The 17,347-nt window shown below is 49.0% G+C and carries 13 protein-coding genes; 6 read left to right on the top strand and 7 right to left on the bottom strand.

Annotation, left to right across the window (positions count from 1 at the left end):
* The first annotated feature begins 74 nt into the window (after window positions 1–74).
* A complete protein-coding gene (locus CVV44_10875; protein ID PKL38382.1) occupies window positions 75–860 on the top strand; it encodes a hypothetical protein in 786 nt (261 codons plus the stop codon).
* A 64-nt stretch (window positions 861–924) separates the two neighbouring features.
* Here CVV44_10875 and CVV44_10870 read toward each other — a convergent pair whose 3' ends face one another.
* The 3 genes from CVV44_10870 to CVV44_10860 form a co-directional block, all read right to left on the bottom strand.
* Window positions 925–2,523 (bottom strand): hypothetical protein, encoded by a 1,599-nt coding sequence (locus CVV44_10870; protein ID PKL38381.1) that lies wholly within the window; start codon window positions 2,521–2,523, stop codon window positions 925–927.
* A 22-nt stretch (window positions 2,524–2,545) separates the two neighbouring features.
* Window positions 2,546–3,610: a hypothetical protein gene (locus CVV44_10865; protein PKL38380.1), complete on the bottom strand. Its 1,065-nt coding sequence runs from the start codon at window positions 3,608–3,610 to the stop codon at window positions 2,546–2,548.
* 85 nt (window positions 3,611–3,695) lie between these two features.
* Window positions 3,696–4,805, bottom strand: coding sequence for a hypothetical protein (locus CVV44_10860; protein ID PKL38379.1), 1,110 nt, complete (start codon window positions 4,803–4,805; stop codon window positions 3,696–3,698).
* A 267-nt stretch (window positions 4,806–5,072) separates the two neighbouring features.
* On the opposite strand from CVV44_10860, the gene CVV44_10855 reads away from it, so the two are divergent.
* Window positions 5,073–6,629: a hypothetical protein gene (locus CVV44_10855; protein PKL38378.1), complete on the top strand. Its 1,557-nt coding sequence runs from the start codon at window positions 5,073–5,075 to the stop codon at window positions 6,627–6,629.
* Window positions 6,630–6,781: 152 nt separating this feature from the next.
* Here CVV44_10855 and CVV44_10850 read toward each other — a convergent pair whose 3' ends face one another.
* Window positions 6,782–7,684 carry a hypothetical protein gene (locus CVV44_10850; protein ID PKL38377.1) on the bottom strand — a complete coding sequence of 301 codons (903 nt, stop codon included), beginning with the start codon at window positions 7,682–7,684 and terminating at the stop codon, window positions 6,782–6,784.
* A gap of 423 nt (window positions 7,685–8,107) precedes the next feature.
* Here CVV44_10850 and CVV44_10845 point away from each other — a divergent pair, with 423 nt between their 5' ends.
* The 3 genes from CVV44_10845 (at window position 8,108) to CVV44_10835 (ending at window position 10,616) form a co-directional block, all read left to right on the top strand.
* Window positions 8,108–9,508 carry a hypothetical protein gene (locus CVV44_10845; protein ID PKL38376.1) on the top strand — a complete coding sequence of 467 codons (1,401 nt, stop codon included), beginning with the start codon at window positions 8,108–8,110 and terminating at the stop codon, window positions 9,506–9,508.
* 83 nt (window positions 9,509–9,591) lie between these two features.
* Complete coding sequence (locus CVV44_10840; protein PKL38375.1) at window positions 9,592–9,951, top strand: hypothetical protein; 360 nt, start codon at window positions 9,592–9,594, stop codon at window positions 9,949–9,951.
* An 89-nt stretch (window positions 9,952–10,040) separates the two neighbouring features.
* Window positions 10,041–10,616, top strand: coding sequence for a hypothetical protein (locus CVV44_10835; GenBank protein PKL38374.1), 576 nt, complete (start codon window positions 10,041–10,043; stop codon window positions 10,614–10,616).
* Window positions 10,617–10,730: 114 nt separating this feature from the next.
* Here the strand turns inward: CVV44_10835 and CVV44_10830 are convergent, their stop codons facing one another.
* The 3 genes from CVV44_10830 to CVV44_10820 form a co-directional block, all read right to left on the bottom strand.
* Window positions 10,731–11,522, bottom strand: a complete 792-nt coding sequence (locus CVV44_10830) for a hypothetical protein (GenBank protein PKL38373.1) — start codon at window positions 11,520–11,522, stop codon at window positions 10,731–10,733.
* Between the two features lie 170 nt (window positions 11,523–11,692).
* Entirely contained in the window at window positions 11,693–14,533 is a 2,841-nt protein-coding gene (locus CVV44_10825) for a hypothetical protein (protein ID PKL38372.1), read from the bottom strand.
* A 132-nt stretch (window positions 14,534–14,665) separates the two neighbouring features.
* A complete protein-coding gene (locus tag CVV44_10820; GenBank protein PKL38608.1) occupies window positions 14,666–16,285 on the bottom strand; it encodes a hypothetical protein in 1,620 nt (539 codons plus the stop codon).
* A gap of 120 nt (window positions 16,286–16,405) precedes the next feature.
* On the opposite strand from CVV44_10820, the gene CVV44_10815 reads away from it, so the two are divergent.
* Complete coding sequence (locus CVV44_10815) at window positions 16,406–17,209, top strand: hypothetical protein (protein ID PKL38371.1); 804 nt, start codon at window positions 16,406–16,408, stop codon at window positions 17,207–17,209.
* Window positions 17,210–17,347: the final 138 nt, after the last annotated feature.

Genomic DNA, 17,347 nt, shown 5'->3' with positions numbered 1-17,347 from the left:
AACAAAAATGGCGATGATGGGCAGTGCGGGCGACCCTTCTGCCGTGAAAGATAAAATTAAACAAGGAGTATTCGATGATGAGTGTGATAAAAAGAACAAGTATTATTGCCCTGGCAGTGGCCTGTATTATCTGTGTAATGCCGGCGCAGGGAAAGGCCGGGACTTTTATTGTGGGAGTCAAGACCTGGACTGCCATGTGGGACTCCTGGATGGGGCAGAATCTGGAGGCAAACGCTGGGGGTGAAGCGGAACTGGGGATCGGGATTCTGGCAGGACCGGTCCTGGGATACCAGACCGACGGGGGAACCTGGTCTGTCAGCGCGGCTATTATGGCACTGAGTTATTTTAAACAAAAAATGGAGATGCCCGATGGTGGCGGCGGCACTGTGAAAATGGATGCCGATTGCAGGCGCATGGACTTCGATTTCGCCGTAAATTATGCTTTTTTAACGTACTTCAAGGTTTTCGCCGGCTATAAACTACAGACCTATAAAACTGAATATACTATGACCGGAGACAAATTTATCATGAAGATGATGGGGCATATACCCACCGTGGGACTTGCTGCTGTGTACCCTTTAACCGATAGTCTCATTGCCGGCATTCAGGCCGGTTTTCTCTATGCCGTACTGGGTGATTTGAAATTGGAAGCTCCGGGCCAGCCCGATGATTCCATGAACATGAAAAACGGCCTCGGCTTCAATGCTGAGATCGGTCTGAATTACATTATCATGGAGAACGTCATGATACAGGGAGGGTTTCGGTATCAGCAGGTACAGGTCGTTCCTGATCAGCCGAATCCTCCGAAATCCAGTGACCGTTTTTTCGGCATTACCCTGGGTGCGGTGTACATGATATAGTCTTGAACCAATAGAGCTGTGAACGATAAAAATCCCGGCAGCGCCGGGATCTTTTTTTACAGTCTCAACCGAAAACCATTTCAACAATTTTCCCCAGGAGCCACCAGTAATACGTTATGCGGTGCTGGAAAATCAACGATGTATTCTTTATTTCCTCTGTGGGAAGATTATCCGCAGCTTCGACGATGTCGATGAGTGTCGCTGCCGTGGGATTGAGCTCGTCAATGGCCACCATGTCCAGGGTGTCGCAGGTGTCGTAAATATACAGGGGCGCGCTGATGAGGCTCACAACTGGTACGCCGGCCCTGTGAATATAAAAGGCATCGGAGCATACGCCCAGGGGTGAAAAGGTGGGGATGAGGGTAAAACGCCCGTAATTATTTTTCACCACGGCGCTCTCTGTTATGGATATGAGCTGCCTGTTTTCGGATATGATAAGGCCCCGGGGTTCGCATTTGTCCGTGACCTTCAGCCTGCCGTCGATATTCTTCGCCTCCAGGCCAATGTGCTCAACGCAGACGTCGAGGATTATGTTTTCACCCAGGTCCGAATGCTTTTTGATGAAACCCTTGTTGGCCGTGTAACCGAAGAAATGGCTGTCCAGCGCGGCGAAGAGAAGTGTTTTATCACGCAGCTCCGCCGGGGCCTGGGCAAAATATTTTGCCATGGCCAGAACAACGGCAACTCCCGAGGCGTCCTGCACGGCCCCGGTGAATGCTGTATCGTGATGGGAATGGATAAGGATGATGTCTTTGCTTTTGCCGGGGATATATCCCACGGCATTCCACGCCGAGGCCTGTTCTATTTTTACGGAGAATTTCAGATTTGCCGGGCACCTGTTGTTTTTGTTGTTGAGGATATTCTTTACGGCCTGTCCCTGCGATCTGCTCAGATACAGGCCCGGTATCTTCATGTATCCATGCATGCCGAATTCCGATGAGAGCGACAGGTCTTCGTTATAGTAGGTGTTCCGGTCGAAATAATCGACCAGGACACCCACAAAGGCGGCAGCGCCGTTTTTCTGGGCGCGGTAATAACACGAGGGATAATTTTTTGATACATAGGGATTCTCGTGCTTCATGCCCTTCTCCAGGGTTTTTCCCGGATCATAGGTGAAATAGCTCATGCCCTTGAAGTCCCGCCACTCCACATCATAAAAGCGGATGTCACAGAGAACGATTTTATTCTTCACATCAATATTTTTATAATCATCGTCGGAGCCCTCTCCCACATAGACGATTTCCGTGGAGAGCCCCCGGGGGCCCAGGGAGAACGAACCGAACTCTTCTTTGCGCATGGTGTTGGGCATAAAAAAGGAGTCTATTGCCTTTCCGTCAACGGCAAGCTTCCACTCCAGGGCCTCCCATCGGTGTGTATCGTATCGCTCCAGCTCTACGTTCTTCAGGCCGAAAGACCGGAACCGGTCCCTGATGTATTCAGCGGATTTTTTCCCCGCAGGCGTTCCGGTTCGCCGGAATCCGAAGGAGGTCAGGTCCTTTATGTAGCCGAATATCTCTTTATTGGACTGAAGGTTTTGGTCCTTCCCGGACCATTCCGACGGTTGTACGGTAATTGTCGATTCGCAGCTGAAAAGGGCCATGACAGCGACGGCGATCATGGCGCGGATATATCCCCCTTTTATCTGTGCCGGTTTTTCAGACATGTTTTTTCCTCCTGTTTGTATTTTAAAAACCCATTTCGCGCAACTCGGCAATCATATCTATCCAGAACTGTTCCTGGCTGAAGCCGGGGTTTGGCTGGTTCAATGATCCCGTAAAGGCCATGTGGTGTACGCCTCCCCACCATTCCGCTCCGTCCAGGACGCCGCGGTTCCTGACAAACTTTTCATCGTGGATCTGCGAGGACAGGGGAGTGTAAATGTCATTGTCACCCCGGGTGAGCTGGATATATTTCCAGAGTGGATATAATGCGGACCATTCATGGGGCATCCACCTGAGACGGGCTGCCCAGTTCTGGTAGTAAACCGTCGGACCATACCGTGCCGTGAATCCCCGGCCCTCGAACCGCCCACCGGAGCTGTATTCCCCCGTGCCCTGCATGTAATCCTCGCTCAGGCAGCGTACTGATTCAATGAACCGGAACAGGTGATCCCTGTCGCGGCAGGAGTCGTGGAACAGCGACATGAGAAGGCAGTCTGCGAAAAGAGAGAACAGGGGATTGTCGTAGAGGGCCATACCCAGGTCGGCCATGGGAGTGCCCCTGCTTTCGCCGGCAAGCCCGGTCCAGCTTGCTGCAAGGGGCGCCATGCCCAGGTTTGAAATCATGTAACGGCTGTCCTGGCATCCCTGGGAGTGTCCCACCAGGTTTACTTTAAATATTTTACCGGGGTGTGCCAGGCGCCATGTACGCATGTACTCTGTATTCCCCGTAAAATTTGCGACGATGAAGTTTTTTAATTCCTGGGCGCGCGCCGGGGTGGTGTCATAATCGTGACTGTAAACGGCTACGCGGATATCGGCGCCGCAACTGCGGAGTACATCGATGACGGGCCGATAAAAATACTCCGTGACTTTGCCGCGGGAATCGTATTCCCGGTGCCGGGGAGGTCCCCAGTGATGGGCTATGACGATGGGATATATGGTCCGGCAGTTTTTATGGATGAGAGGCGGAGCAGGCCCCATGTTTTTTGCCTGCCTTACATCACTGACATACATAAGGGCTCCGGCAGAAAAAAGAAGCAGGAGCGGGAGAATGAGGACTGCAGCTATGATCGTTTTTCTTTTTTTCATGTTCAGCACCGGCAATACAGGAATTTTATTATGCAGTTCCTATCATACTTCGCATTTTCGGTCTACCGGGTTTATAAACCTGGAATCATTTGTTGATGAATTTCTGGTACGTGCCCGGCGACATACCGGTAATTTTCTTGAAGGCGGAATAAAATGAGGACAGGGAACTGAAACCTACATGATAGGCCACGGTGACAATAGAGGCATCCCTGTCTTTTCCAAAAATATCACGTGCCTCGTCGATACGGTAATAATTAATGCACGTAGGGAAATTCATGCCCAGCCTGCTGTTGAGGATTTCCGATACCTGGTGAGGTGTCAACTGCAGCTTTTCGGAAAAAGACTTCAAGGATATTTCCTCATCGCGGTATATTTTGTCTACAGACATAAGTGAAACGATACGATTAACCACGGCATCAACATCGAGTTCACGGATGTGCGATTTTGTATATTTACCCCGTTCCGCCTCGTCTTTGAGTATTTGAAGGTTTGAGTTGAACAGACCGCCGAAAACGTGGAACAGGGAAATTACCAGGAAAAAAAGGAGTGAGAGCATGAATTTATCGCCTGCAAGGAAGAAGGCGATAGTGACGATCAGGAGGATGATGATGACACCGTTCAGGAGGAAATGTCTGCTGATAACTTTTTTTCCCTTGTAGAACAGAATTATCATTTTCGATAAAAGAGAAACAGCGTAGAGACAGTTAAGTACCGTGGCAAAACGAACCAGTGTTTTATCAACGGAAGTAAAAGTGTGCAGGTCAAAGGCAGAAAAGGCGAGAGCAAGAAGCGCTGAGAGGAGAACTATGGAAATTGCCGAGGGAAAGATCATGTGCGGAAATATCCTCCCCGATAAATCTTCCTGATCGCGGATCTGAACATTTATATAAAAATACAGCAGGGGACAGGTGTAGAAATAGGCGATAGATGAAATAATACTCAGTGAAAGAGGGGTGGAACCGGAAATGCCGAACAGGACCAGGTAACTGAAGCCGTCGCCGAGGCGCCATAGGGATATGCAGAGCATGGCCAGGGCAAAGTAAATGCCATCACGGTTTTTTTCTCCCGCCATGAGCCTGCCGAGAAACATGAGGAAGGCCAGTCCTGAACTGAAGAAGGTCAATATAATGGCGATGAAATCGGTGATGGTATTAAAGTGCATCTCGTGCAGCATGGAAAAAGTTGAGGGTGACATGAGTCATTTTGTTAACATGCCCCGACATGGGTGTCAATACCTTTATTATCCTGGATGACCTTGGAGCTATAGCATGGATTGCAGGTACAGTGGGAAAATGCGGTTTTATAGCGTGGAGTTGTGTGCAATAAAACGGTACGATTCCTCTGTATCTATAAAATCAGGATTTACTATGAGGAGTTGAATTATTTTGTTGAAATTAATAAATAAAATAGATATGTCTTGTATATCAATAAACAGATTAAAGGGATATGAAGGCAATCGTATATGAGTAAAATATCACAGTTTTTTCTTGCTCGGTATCTGGAGAGCGATTTTATAATCCAGATAAAATCAAAAGTCATTCTTGCTCTTGCCTTTCTTGTTATGGGATTTGAGTTCCTTGTTCTCATTTTGGTTTCGCTAATCCGAAAAGGCGATGTTCCCCTTAGCCTTGTGATGCCCCTGATTATGGCAATCCTGCTCACAAGCATTGTGTTCTTTTCCCTGCGAAAGGGGAAAATACTGATTGCGGCAAATCTGATCATTATAATCTGCCTTTTCAGTGTATGGATGACTATATTCTTTGATAAAGGTGAAACGGTTCTCACCAGGATCGACACCATAGTTTATATTATAGCAATCCAGACCATGATTCCCCTGCTTTTGAATAAGCGCAGTATCATACTTTATACTATAGCTAATTTCTTCATATATTCTCTATTTATAAAATTTGTAGTTCATGATCAGCTCAATCTGTCCGGTATTGATCTGAAAGATTATACAATGGATAATGCAGTTGCCTTCATCATTACAGCTTCGTTGACCTACGTCATATACTGGGTCAATGAAAAGGCCCTGATCCGTTCTGAGGATCAGGCCGAGAAGAATAAAGAGCAGTACAGTGTCATCGCCTCCATCCTGGAATCTGTCCGGAAAACGTCGGAACAGCTTGCCGTTTCTTCCGAAGAGCTTTCGGCCTCTTCGCGGTCCTTTTCTGATAATGCACAAAATCAGGCGGCATCGGCTGAGGAAATAACGGCGACGATCGAAGAAATATCAGCCGGTGTTGAAAAGATATCGGAGACTGCCGTGGATCAGGATCGCTCCATGAATTCATTGATCGGGCAGATGGAAAGTTTTTCACAAAATATTGAAAAGATAAAAAATGATCTCTCTCAAATGCTCTCTCTGTCGGAAGAAATTTCATCCTTTGCGCAGACCGGAGATAGCAACCTGAAACTTATGAATGACAGCATGACAAAGATCGGTTCCAGTTCCGGTGAGATGAGCAATATTATCGGTATCATTAACGACATATCCGACCAGATAAACCTTCTCTCGCTGAATGCGGCCATTGAAGCCGCACGGGCGGGTGATGCCGGTCGTGGCTTTGCCGTTGTCGCCGACGAGATTTCCAAACTGGCCGACAAAACATCATCGAGCGTCAAAGAGATCAGCATCCTTATTAAAAAAAGTGAATCGGAGATCAACAACGGGCAGGGAAATGTTGTAAGTACCGTAAAAACCCTGGGGAGCATAATTGAAGGGGTTAATAAAATCAATACGATGATGTACGACATTACCAGTGAGATGGATCGGCAGCTTGAAGCAAATATTAAAATTAACCAGGAAACTGAAAAAGTTAAAAGTTCATCGGAAAGCATCAAGACTGCGACGAATGAACAAAAAATCGCTTCGGATGAAATTGTCAAGTCCATAAGCGCGATCAATGAGGTAAGTCAGTCCAATGCCGCCGGATCGGAACAGATAGCAGGGAGCGCCGAGGCGATTGCCACGGTTGCCGAAGTGCTTAAAAAGGAAGTGGATGCGAACCGGGATTGAAAAAAGGGAACAGATTCATTCTGCAGTAAATTTAAATAATTCGGTCAATCCTTTCCAAGTCTGATAAGGCTATAATCAGAAAGACCGGTGAACGACAGAAACGAGGAATTATTATTGCCGGGCCTCCCTCATTTCTGTCGATGATTTCCTGATCAGCGGGTGAACTGTGTCATGAATTCCCAGGACATTTCTGTCACATCAATATCGTCCCTGCCGTAAAGGTCGTTGTGATTGCCGCCGTCCAGGGTGCACAGCACGACCTGAGTGCCGCTGCCGCATGACGTGTATTTCCGGCAATAGCTGTCACCATAATAAACAGTTTCCGGCTCTCCTGAGCAGTTGTCGACATCGGCCCAACTGGCAAAGCTGCTTGCGGCCGATATATAGGGCTCGTCCTCAAAGGGAATGGTGCCGCCACTGTAAGCAATGGTGCTGTCATCGGTGCCATGGAAATGAATTACCGGTACCGGGTATGAGGGAATTATATCGGGTACGAGCACCGGCATTGATTTGGGTGATATTGCCGCAAAGACATCGGCCGCTTCCCGTCCGCACCGGTGGGCTAAACCGGCCCCGTTGGAATGTCCGTGAGCATAGACTCTTTTTTCATCGATGGAGCAACGGGAACTGATATCGATGACTATGTCTCTTGCAAGACCCACATCATCGAGTCCCTTGTCTTCTGCCGCGCCGCAACAGGCCTCACCGGCATTCCAGCTGTGAAGTCCCTCGGTGCCATATCCTTCAGGGTACGCCACGATGAAGTTCTTTTTGTCGGAAAGGTTTATGAAACCGTCCGTTTCCAACTGGTTCAGCGCCGTGTCCATGTATCCATGGAAAACCAGAAGAAGGGGCACATCTTTTGAACCGTCATAGGATGTTGGTACATGCACGTAAATCTTTCTCTGGATATTGTTCTTGTACAGGTAAATTTTCCAGTTTCCCGGTGACAAGGCTCCGGCGGGTGCATCGGTCCAGTCGTTTTCGCATCCAGGGAACAGCAGGGAAATGAGAATAATGATCGATAAAAAATACAGTGCTTTTGGAATTTTCATGATTTCCTCCCAATCTTAATTTATTCATCAACCGTCCGATCGTAATCTTTTATACCCTTTATCAGTACCGTGCCAATCAGATTCTGATTAATCGATAATCAAATTCTGATTTGCATGAGTAGGATCATAAAACGATTGTTATAGCATGGATCATTCTACCCGGTAAACAGATACCGGGAAGAATTACATGGGTGGAGGGGCTTACAGTAACCATGTCGGTTTTATCTTCTGACACGGGGGATGATATCCTTATTGGTGTCCTGTATGCGAGGCGTGTGTGATATTTAAGGAATTTTTATCAGTCTGTCTATGAAAATTCAAAAAAAGTCTTGCCGTCCGGATAATAACTATTAAGACTTTGATGCATGATTTTTTTGGGGTGCCTATTGGAATATTTATCTACACAAACAAAAAGGATATTTTATGAAAAAATTAGTGGCATTTTTTACTTTTTTTATCGTGACGGGAGGCTTATCCCTTTTTGCCGGGAGCCTTGATTATCTCACGAACCAGAGCGCGAAGGTATGCCTTACCTTTCACCGTACTGCCTCGACCGACGCGTCTGCGGACATCGTAAATTACAATCCGGCCGGCACCGCTTTCCTGGAAAAGGGGCTCTATCTGGATTTTAGCAGCCAGATGCTCTTCAAACCTTACCGGGCACAGGCGAGCGATACAGATCCTGTCACAAGAAAATATGAACAGAATGAACCGACTTGGTATCTGCCCAACTTCTACGCCCTCTATAATTTTGGCAATATCGGTCCCGGCCGCCATGCCGTGTATCTCCAGATGGGCATTGTAGCCGGGGGAGGGACCCTGAACTGGCCGGATGGGACAATTGGCACCTATGCAGCCTATTCAAATTCATTCAGTTCTTATGGAGGCGTTACGGACCATTCCTTTAAGGCCTACAGCGTCTATTACGGCATTGGTGTGGGGGCTTCCTATTCCTTCTTTAGGGACATGGTCTCCTTTAGTGCGGGGGTACGGATGGTAATTCCCGACAGGAGCGTGCAGCTCTCAGCGGTAAGCGGAGCAATACCTATCATAGGTGGAAATATTTCTCTTTCGGGAAAATTTTCCTATACTTCCTTGGGATACACTCCGATCCTGGGCGCCGATGTGAGACCCCTTAAGGGGCTGACGGTCGGCATGAGATACGAGGCTGAAACCCGTCTCAGTTTTAAATACAAAAAGGATTATCTGCGTGTTGATCCCGAAACAATTCTGATAGTCAATGTTTACGATACGGTTGAAGAGGGACTGGCCGCAGGCGGACTCTATGACGGCAACAAGTTCAACTATAACCTTCCCCATATCATCTCCGCAGGCGCCGAATACGACATGTCCTTTCTCCTGCAGGGACTCTCCCTCATGACCTCGGCAACGGTGTATCTCCTGCCCGTCACGGACCTGGGCAAGTACTATGACAGCGCCGACGGGACAACGGACCCCCTGGGCAATGTGAATGAATATTTCGGTGTGGGCTGGGAGGCAGGAATCGGCGCCTCATACCAGGTTCTCCAGGACCTGAAGGTCGGAATGGGTTTCGCCTATGCCACCCCTGGGACAAAGGATTCCTATTTCAAGTCATCGTACACGATGCTGAACGCCAGCGCTAACCCGCCCCTTGATTCCGTAACCCTCGGGACAGGGGCCACCTATCTCTTCAGAAGTATCGGAATTGACGTTACCTTGGCCTTCACTTCGACATTTTACATCCCTTACTCGGGGACCCTTTCCACGGCAGCGGGTGACTTCGATGTGGAATACAGGAAAATTGTTTTTAATATTGCCACGGGCGTGGGGTACAAACTGTAGATTTCTCAAGATCACTTCAGGCATCGTCCGGGTGATGAGCGGAAAATGAATGTATATACAATACTATTTTTAAGGAGTCCTATATGAAAAAGATTCTCGTATCTCTTGTCCTGTGCCTTGCAGTCTCTTCTATCGCATTTGCAGAGGTTCAAAAAGACGGATTCGATGTGACCATACTCTATTCCGCAACCAAGTCTTTTAATATCAGTGATGCCCGGATTGCCGCTTTCAGGAAATATCTCGAAGGCAACTTAGATCAGAACAGCAGCGGCAGCTGGAGCTCCAATGATATGTTCAATGAAGAATTTGTATACCTGGATAAAAAAGGAAACACGGTCAAGGTCGAAACTGAGAAAAACACAAAGACCGGCGTCGGCACTGCGACCATAACGATCATCGGCCCCGATGATTTTGTGACTTTAACCAGGGCCGTGCTGAAGTGATTATGGGGGCCGGGGAGTTTATCCCCGGACAGGTTTCAGGTGATGCAAATTTTTAGAGTTTCCATTATCTACAAACAAAGGATTATAATATGAAAAAATTATTAAGCAGAACAGTCATAGCGGTTTTTGCCTTTACGGTTATTTTTACCTTTTCCTCGGTTTCAGAGAGTTTAAGCGTTGAATCAGCCACGGAAAGGCTTGATCAGGATATTACCATGCAGAACGCAACTTCCATCAGAGATCCTTATACGCTTATGTTCAATATTAACCTTTCAGCCCCGGGCAGAATTTCCGTTCACATCAGGAAACCGGAAGGATCATTCCATCTTGATAAGAATGAAAAATTATTCAGGATAATAATAGTTGATGCAAGGGGATATCATTCCGGATCAAGGTTCCTGGATAAAAAATACATCAGAAAGTCCGTGTGTTTCAAACATGAACGGGGCCTTGTTGAATATTCCGTTGACAGCCTTGAGCTTGACAGTTCAAAAGGCAATTTTATGATATTCATCGCCAATTTTTACAAAAAAAGGCCGTATCAGGCGCATGTACAGCTCATGTATCCCGTTGTTAAATCCACAGAACTGAAATTGAAACCCCTCGAGATGAAACTAAGACCCATGGAGATCAAAGGGTTTTCCGGAGAAAACATGGAGGAATGATTTTCCCCGACCTGTAATCAACGGTGCCATATCTATGAAGAGTTCAGTCCTCTTTCAGGATTGAATGGATGTTATTTGCATGATTGAAACAGTCAGGGCGGATCAAGGGATTTATCATAACGCCACGAATTCAGGGATTTCCCGGTAGGGGGCGTCCCATCGGACGTAACCGATTCGGTTTTTCCTGTTCCGGTCGGAAATGGTCGGCAGTGACAATCTGAGTATCGGCACTCCCAGGCGGGGTGTCAAGGTGCCGGCGAAAAGATAACGGTGATTATGACCGTGGATGACCGAATGAAAGTTGAATTTTTCCAAAAGGTTCCTTTCGATGTAACCGGGCTGGTATATGGCGTCATGACGGTCCCCGGAATCGCGCCATAGGCTCCGGTGCGTAACCAGGTGGATCATGACACCATTGATGTCCATCGATGAAAGCTTTGATGCCGCCCAGTCCACCTGTTTTTCCCGTATGCGGTTTATGCCAATGATTCCAAGGGAACGGGCCTTACCGCGGTGGGTGCTCCTGAGGGCCACGAAGATGTTATTGCCGCACCGCATGATGGAATCGTAATCCTCAACGGCAACGATTTCTTTCTGGTCGAATACCGGTTCTGTCAATGACCGGTACCGGTTCCTGGCCTTTCTGTTGGTGTAGAAATATTCGCCTATCCAGTCGCCGAAATCATGGTTGCCCGGTGTCAGTACAACGCGTATTCCTTCATCGAGAAGGGACCGTAGCATGTTCGTCGCTTCCCGGTATTCCGGCTTGCTGGCGTGCTGGGTCATGTCGCCGGCGATGATGACGATTCTGTCGGGGTTAGAACCGGGGTCCAGGGCCGATTCGATGAAGTGAGAAATATGGCACGATAGATTCGCCCCGAAATGTATATCTGAAATGCATACCATGAATATACCTTAAGCGAATGGCGGTGAATATTGCAAATCAATATTTTTCCCGCCGGCCCAAAACTTCCTGTCGATTTTGCGGCATGCCGGTTCCCGGATGCAGGCATGGATAAGAAACCTCCGGTCATATGCAGACGGCAGAAATGCCGAGCGATTATGTCCTTTGATGGTCATGTTCTCTCGGCAAAAGTTCCCCTGAGCCGATCCATGGTAATGCTGAACTGTTCCGAGAGCCTGCCTTCGTCGGCAGCATGCTGGATGCCTATGGCGATGAATGCCCTTCGCATCGAAACCTTGTACCGGCGTGAGAGGTTAATGGTTTCCAGTGTACTCCAGCGCATGATGAAGGCGAAGGAATGTTCATAGACCTCGTCGCTGATCTCGCGGATATTTTTCTCCAATGCGTCGGGATGGAAATGTATGACCAGGTTATGCGTTATCCGATGTACGAAACCCCATTCAAAGATCGTCCTGTACCCGAAACTGCTCATGAGCCCTTTTAGCCATTCCATGTAGGAAGCCAGGACCCCTCCGGCGTTGGCCAGAATGTCGGGAAAAACGATGACGCCCCGGTTTTCCAGGGCCTCTTCGGCCTCTACCGTGGCAGGTCCATTGGCTCCCTGCAGAAGATAATTACCCTCAAAGGCCTCCTCGTGAATGGCCTGGGGATTTCCGGTTTCACCGGTGGTTATGACTTCTTCAAGGGCGGCAGGCACCACCACGTCCACGATGGCGGACAGGGGTAACGTGGAATTCGCCGCGATGAATTCTCCCTTAAAAGTATTGCTCTTGATAATCTCTTCAAGGGACGAGCCCCGTTCCAGGGACGCTTCTGACAGCACGGCTATTTCCGACAGACCTCCCGGGTCGACGAGAGTCCCCGAGGCGTCGGAGATCATCTTTATCGACGCGCCTGTTTCGGCGGCCATGCGTGCGAAGTGGGCACCCACCTTACCGAAACCCTGGATCGCAAAAGTGAGCATGGCGATACGTTTTACGGCATGTTCTTTGAAGTTATTTTCAAGGGAAAGCGCCTCGCCAATGCGGGCCCGGTCGGACCAGAGCGATGGATCGTTGAAATCCCGGTAATTCTGCTGTGCCGACAGTATCTCCATGAGTCCCCGGGCCGTTGCCCCCGTACGGAGTTTCAAACCTTCTGGTCCAGGTTTTCCCGTTATGGCCGGGGACGTCAGCTTCTTCACCAGGTCTCTGTTTTTCGCCAGCGATTCAAGCAGGGCCCCGTTTGCGCAGTTGAGACCGAAGTTTTCCTTCAGTATCCGCATTTCCTGGTCATAGCCGGGCTCCCGGCTAAGCACGGCCTGAATGCCCTTCATGGCATTGTCTGTTATGCGTTCATAAATTACGGAGATTTCACTTCCGCCAATGCCCACATCTCCTGCCGGAACGTCGGAGAGAGGCCCCACATCAGAGCGGTAGTACAGGAAATCGGCATAGGCCTCGAGAACGGCCTTCCTGACGCGATCACGGGCGGCGACATCAAGTTCTTTTATAGCCAGATCACCCAGGATGCCGCCCTTGCCGATGGTGTACCAGGGCACACCCAGGCCGATGCATTTGAAGAGCATGTTCGTCGACAGTGCCCCTTCCCCCGAAAAGGAAACATGGCTCCGATGGGCCCGTATCCCGCCTTTGCCGATGCCCGTACCGTTTATCCTTATGAAGAGAAATTCGCGGCCCGATTCTTTCTCCGTCATGGTTTCATAATGGAGGCCCCGGAACCTGATGAGGTTCATGATTTCCTCGTCGAAGAGGGAACGGTCAAGACGATCCTTCTCGCGCCTGATGGGGACCGTAGCTGCTGAAAAGATGTTTTTAAGAGTTGACCAGTAATAGTCGTTCTTCATGGCCGCGTCGGGATTGAGAACGTAGTGACGGATGATTCCGAAGGCCTTTCTGCGGATTTCCAGGTTGTGATCATTCAGCATCACCATGAGGGGTATGAGAAATTCCTTCTGCTTGTTGCGCTGCATATGCGTGATGAGATCGATTTTTTCATGGTCGCGCGCCGATGCGATGCGGTCCAGGATGTCCCGTATCTCGCCAACCGACACCGGGGATGACTTGAGAAGCATGGACCGGCTGTAGAGCTCGTCACTCAGGTATGTCTCCATCTCGGGGGTGAGGCGCGCAGATTCCACCAGGGTTGAAAGGGCAATGAACATCTGCCCGTCGATCACTATTGTGTTGAAATGCTGGCGGACCGAGGATATTCCCTTGCGCTGAAATATCATGTTGATCGTTTCAAAGTTCTCCTGGAATTTTTCCCGGGGAAGCCAGAGGAGGAATTGCTTCAGTGACGGCTCATCGTCCATGCCGGGAATGTCTTCCCTGACGATGAGAATATCTTCGCCTTTCTTGAGGAGCCCGCGCAGTGTTTCAATGGATGCGGCATAGGGGCTGCCGGAATACTGCAATGTTGTTCCCGGGAGACTCCCGGTGTGATCCGGAGTACCCGTTTCTTCCAATACCAGGAGACGCCGCCGGTCCCTGGCCTGTCTCCTGCTGGTGATAGAACAGGAAAAAAGCCGGAACCCCCTGCCGGGGCTTTTCTTCATGATTTCCTGAATGGTCCTTGCGACTTTTTTCATCAGGGGACCTGTTTCCGATACCAGGAAGAGATTTTTATCGCCTACGCGGCCTTCAACATCGATGTCAATGTAGGTTCCATCGTTTTTGCCGTGAGCTTTTTCCTGGTAACGGTTGTTTTCAATAAGGAAAGAAATCTCCTCAAGACCCAGTACATGGAAAAGGCTCTCCCCGAAATTGATGTCGGACAGGATCGTGTCTATCTCATGACGGATCGCTTCGGCTGAAAGGTCCGAGTGGCTGCGCAGGTGGTCGTAGAGCTGTTCCACGTTTTTTCCATCGATGTTTATCTTTTCAGGAATAGCTCTGGCTGAGCTCTTGGTATTTGTTGATGATCCCATAAGGTGTCCTCCGGTAAAATATCCATATCGGCGCCGGTAAATTAGCGGTGTCATATGCATCATACTAAAAATTGACGGGATATTCTATCCAGAATCTGATGGATCATAAATTGCTATGCCGGAGGGGATATTGCTGAGGGAGTGAAAGCTTGCCGCGGTGGCGCTTAGCGTCGCGCCGCCGCGGTTTTGACCGGTTTATTTCTTCAGTAGCGCGCAGGTCCGAACCAGTTCAATGAATTCGTTCCTGTATCCTTCGCTGTCTTTTCCTCGCGATGATTTAGCCAGGGCAAGAACATCATCAAGAGAGAGGTCCTTCTTGAACTGTGAATCACGCAGCACCATGCCGAACCCGGCAACGGCAGCGGAAAACCTGAAGTTCTCGGAACTCTTCTCCAGGGTAACGGCCGTGTCTTTCACGGGAATAACGATGAGCGTACTCACATCACTCTTGATAGGCTTGTAGCGCAGCTTCACGGTCATGATCTCATCGGAACCCGAGCTTTTTTTTGAGGTAACGGTTTTCTGGTATTTGAGTTCATCCGATTCATTCACGGGCTGTTTTGATCCCGCTGGAATGATCTCGTAAAGGGCGGTTACAGTATGGCCCGCGCCCAGTTCCCCGGCGTCCTTTTTGTCGTTGTTGAAATCTTCCTTGGCAAGTATCCGGTTTTCATACCCCACGAGACGGTAGGCCTTCACTTTGGACGGGTTGAATTCGATCTGGATCTTTACATCCTTGGCGATGGTGAACATGTTGGCCCTCAGGTCGCGCACGAAGACCTTCTCGGCTTCCCTGATGCCGTCTATATAGAAGTAGTTTCCGTTCCCGGCGTTGCTGATCTGCTCCATGCGGCCGTCCTTGTAGTTGCCCATGCCGAAACCGCAGATGGTGAGGTAAATGTCATCTTTTCTTTTTTCCTCGATCATGCGAACCATGTCGCCTGTGGAAGAAGCGCCCACATTGAAGTCGCCGTCGGTACAGAGAATAACGCGGTTGTTGCCGTCTTTAATGAGGTTTTCTTTTGCCACTTTATAGGCCAGCTCGATGCCCGCTCCGCCGGCCGTGGAACCGCCGGCCATGAGCCGGTCAAGGGCCGCTATTATCGTTTCTTTTTTTGTCGCCGGTGTTGACGGCAATACGAGACCAGCCGAACCGGCATAGGCCACGATGGCTATGCGGTCACGGCTGCTCAGGCCGCTCAGCATGAGCTTCAGGGATTTCTGCAGGAGGGGCAGCTTGTTGGCATCACTCATGGAGCCCGATGAATCAACGAGAAATACCAGGTTCGAGGGCTTCAGGTTGCTGTAGTCCAGTTTTTTACCCTGGAGGCCGATATGGATGAGCCTGTTCTCTTTATTCCAGGGGCACAGGGACATTTCGGTCGTGACACTGAAAGGGTCCTTTCCCGAAGGCTGGGGATAGTCGTAGGTGAAATAGTTGATCATCTCCTCAATACGGACCGCATCCTTCGGGGGAAGCTGGTTGTACTGGATGAAACGGCGTATGTTGGAGTACGCTGCCGTATCAACATCGATGGAGAAGGTTGACAGGGGGTTTTGCACGGCGCTCTTGAATTCGTTTTCTGAAATGTGGTCATACTCCTCGGTGTTGTGCTCCACCGGGGCGTAATCCATGTCGGCAGCACCGGCAAAGTTTTCGCATTTTCTCTTCATGGACCTTGAGGCCATGGGTGCAGCCTTGTACTCCTCCCGTTCGGTCAACGCATCATCAACAGGCTCGTTGATTTCAGGTGTGACCTGTTTTACAGGCCCCTTGGCTATTTCCTTGGAACATCCTGCCATGATGGCCAGCATGAAAAAGGCCAGGAGGGTAATGAGATGAAGGAATGATATCCTTCGTTTTAATAACTGTTGTGTTTTCATATGATTTCTCCCTTGGTTGAGTTTGTCCTATAGACCGGGGAGGAGGTAAAAGTGTTCTCAAAAAATAATTATTTTTTCATATCCAATCTTGACAGGAAGTTTATGGAGTGCAATATATTTACACGGCTAAAATCAGGAGGGATATGCGTGATGAACATTAACATCAAGGCAATTCAGTTTACCGGTTTACTGTACATTTTACTGCTTGTTGTATTGCTGGGCATCTTTCCTCCCGGCGCGCCCGGACTTCCCGATGGATATGTCACTCCTGTCATCGCCTTTGAATTCGCCAGGACGCCTGAAGATGTCAGGGCGATTTTTGATATCACCCCTGCTGATGCCCGGGAGGCATATATCGAAAAGATGGACCGGGGAAACCGCCTCGATTTTGCCTTTATGGTTGTGTATTCGTTGTTCCTGTTTCTCTTCAGCATAAAATGTTACGAGGCAAAGGGGAGTAAAATCCTTCTCATGGGGGCCTTTTTCTCGGTATCAGCCCTGGCCGGCGATATAATCGAAAATATACAACTCCTGGGTATAACGGAAAATCTTGCCGTCGGAACGTTTCAGGGACACCTGTACCTGCTGCATATTTTCACCTGGATCAAGTGGATGAGTATCTGCCTGGTCTTCGCTGTCCTGTCCCTTTATTTTTACAGCGGCACTGTCTTCTCAAAGATACTTTCTCTTTTTGGTGTACTTGCTCTTGCGGCAGGCATCGCGGCCTTCTTTATGGGGCCGGTCATGAAGGAGGTCCTGGCAATTGTTGTGGGCCTGGACTTTTTTCTTCTCACCGCTTATTCCTTTGTGTACCGGAAGGGGTTTCCGGAAGGGCGTGTACAGGCGGGTAGCTGACGGATTATTTCATCGAGCCGATGGTGTGGTCTGTGATACTCGCCCCATCAACGGGACACATGATACCAGGGAATCTTCAGCACCACCTGCCGGAGACTGACGGTGCATTTTTGTCATATTACTGCTTTGTTGTTTTAA

Source organism: Spirochaetae bacterium HGW-Spirochaetae-1 (assembly GCA_002839375.1).
Taxonomy (GTDB): domain Bacteria; phylum Spirochaetota; class UBA4802; order UBA4802; family UBA5550; genus PGXY01.
The sequence above is the reverse complement of the archived record's forward strand: the minus strand, read 5'-3'. Positions and strand labels throughout refer to the sequence as shown.

Bases quoted from the DNA above. Each gene is read 5' to 3' on its own strand.
- CVV44_10870 (PKL38381.1), bottom strand. From the start codon at position 2,523: ATGTCTGAAAAACCGGCACAGATAAAAGGGGGATATATCCGCGCCATG.
- CVV44_10845 (PKL38376.1), top strand. From the start codon at position 8,108: ATGAAAAAATTAGTGGCATTTTTTACTTTTTTTATCGTGACGGGAGGC.
- CVV44_10835 (PKL38374.1), top strand. From the start codon at position 10,041: ATGAAAAAATTATTAAGCAGAACAGTCATAGCGGTTTTTGCCTTTACG.
- CVV44_10830 (PKL38373.1), bottom strand. From the start codon at position 11,522: ATGGTATGCATTTCAGATATACATTTCGGGGCGAATCTATCGTGCCAT.
- CVV44_10865 (PKL38380.1), bottom strand. From the start codon at position 3,610: ATGAAAAAAAGAAAAACGATCATAGCTGCAGTCCTCATTCTCCCGCTC.
- CVV44_10825 (PKL38372.1), bottom strand. From the start codon at position 14,533: ATGATGCATATGACACCGCTAATTTACCGGCGCCGATATGGATATTTT.
- CVV44_10820 (PKL38608.1), bottom strand. From the start codon at position 16,285: ATGCTGGCCATCATGGCAGGATGTTCCAAGGAAATAGCCAAGGGGCCT.
- CVV44_10850 (PKL38377.1), bottom strand. From the start codon at position 7,684: ATGAAAATTCCAAAAGCACTGTATTTTTTATCGATCATTATTCTCATT.
- CVV44_10840 (PKL38375.1), top strand. From the start codon at position 9,592: ATGAAAAAGATTCTCGTATCTCTTGTCCTGTGCCTTGCAGTCTCTTCT.
- CVV44_10855 (PKL38378.1), top strand. From the start codon at position 5,073: ATGAGTAAAATATCACAGTTTTTTCTTGCTCGGTATCTGGAGAGCGAT.
- CVV44_10860 (PKL38379.1), bottom strand. From the start codon at position 4,805: ATGTCACCCTCAACTTTTTCCATGCTGCACGAGATGCACTTTAATACC.
- CVV44_10875 (PKL38382.1), top strand. From the start codon at position 75: ATGATGAGTGTGATAAAAAGAACAAGTATTATTGCCCTGGCAGTGGCC.